The sequence below is a fragment of the Bacillus sp. mrc49 genome, from assembly GCF_002803435.1.
Map to the genome: position 1 here is coordinate 1 of NZ_PHNG01000139.1, position 957 is coordinate 957.

At 47.4% G+C, this 957-nt stretch carries 3 protein-coding genes; 2 read left to right on the forward strand and 1 reads right to left on the reverse strand.

Annotation, left to right across the window (positions count from 1 at the left end; all coding sequences use genetic code 11):
• Positions 1 to 55: 55 nt before the first annotated feature.
• Both CVN76_RS00950 and mnhG read left to right on the forward strand, forming a co-directional pair.
• A complete protein-coding gene (locus tag CVN76_RS00950) occupies positions 56 to 340 on the forward strand; it encodes a Na(+)/H(+) antiporter subunit F1 (protein WP_061142455.1) in 285 nt (94 codons plus the stop codon).
• Complete coding sequence (gene mnhG / locus CVN76_RS00955) at positions 324 to 662, forward strand: monovalent cation/H(+) antiporter subunit G (RefSeq protein ID WP_100530097.1); 339 nt, start codon at positions 324 to 326, stop codon at positions 660 to 662. Before CVN76_RS00950 ends, mnhG begins: the two co-directional genes overlap by 17 nt.
• 130 nt (positions 663 to 792) lie before the next feature.
• On the opposite strand, the gene CVN76_RS00960 is transcribed toward mnhG, so the two are convergent.
• The coding region (locus tag CVN76_RS00960) for an MOSC domain-containing protein (RefSeq protein ID WP_157805402.1) at positions 793 to 957 on the reverse strand (165 nt) is incomplete at its 5' end.

The following is a 957-nucleotide window of genomic DNA, read 5'->3' on the forward strand; positions in this document are numbered from 1 at the left end:
CTGTGGATAGTATTAAACATACATTCGAAAAGGCGATCATGGAGGTGAGCAAATAATGTTCGATTTAGTGCTGAAAATAGCCTTGCTCGGTGCATCCCTTTCCATGGCTGGGTTCCTCTACCGTTTAATCATAGGGCCATCCGTACCGGATCGGGTCATCGCACTCGATGCAATGGGAATCAATCTGATCGCAATCGTGGCGCTTGCCTCCATTGTCATGGACACTAGCGCCTATCTTGAAGCCATTCTGCTGCTCGGAGTCCTCTCCTTCATCGGAACGGTCGCTTTTGCCAAATTCCTCGAGAAAGGAGAGATCATTGAAGATGACCGCAATCGTTGAAATCCTATCCGGCCTATTCCTTTTAATGGGTGTCTTCCTCTTTCTAGTATCCGCTTTCGGCATCATCCGCTTGCCTGATGTCTATACAAGGAATCACGCTGCTTCAAAAAGCTCGACGCTTGGAATCATGTTCATCCTGATTGGCACGTTGTTATACTTTTATCATCAACATGGCCATGTCGATTTCCGGATCGTGCTCGCCATCATCTTTATCTTCATGACCAGTCCCGTCGCTGGACATTTGATCAACCGCTCCGCTTACCATACAGGGGTTAAAATGTGGGATCGAAGTGTCCAGGACGATTTGAAGAAGGGCCGGTGATTTCCTTTTCATGTTCAAAAAAGCTGCCCCTCGAACAGGAACAGCCCTCAGCAGCAGGCAAACTCGAAAACATCAGAGTTTGCCTGTTGCTCATTTGTCAGTTTTTTCAAGATCGGCGCTTAATCCACCATCAACCCTTTAGAAACACTTGATCGCCCAGCCTGATTTGACCTGTCCGCAAGACGGAAGCATAGACGCCAAAATGATTGTTCCTTTCCTTGACGACGGTTTTTAATAGGGAAGGATCTTTATGGGAATCTCCAGGGTCGACCGTTATGATCATGCAGCGTTCGCA

Coding starts and splice junctions, on each gene's coding strand:
- CVN76_RS00950 (WP_061142455.1), top strand. CDS start 56: ATGTTCGATTTAGTGCTGAAAATAGCCTTGCTCGGTGCATCCCTTTCC.
- mnhG (WP_100530097.1), top strand. CDS start 324: ATGACCGCAATCGTTGAAATCCTATCCGGCCTATTCCTTTTAATGGGT.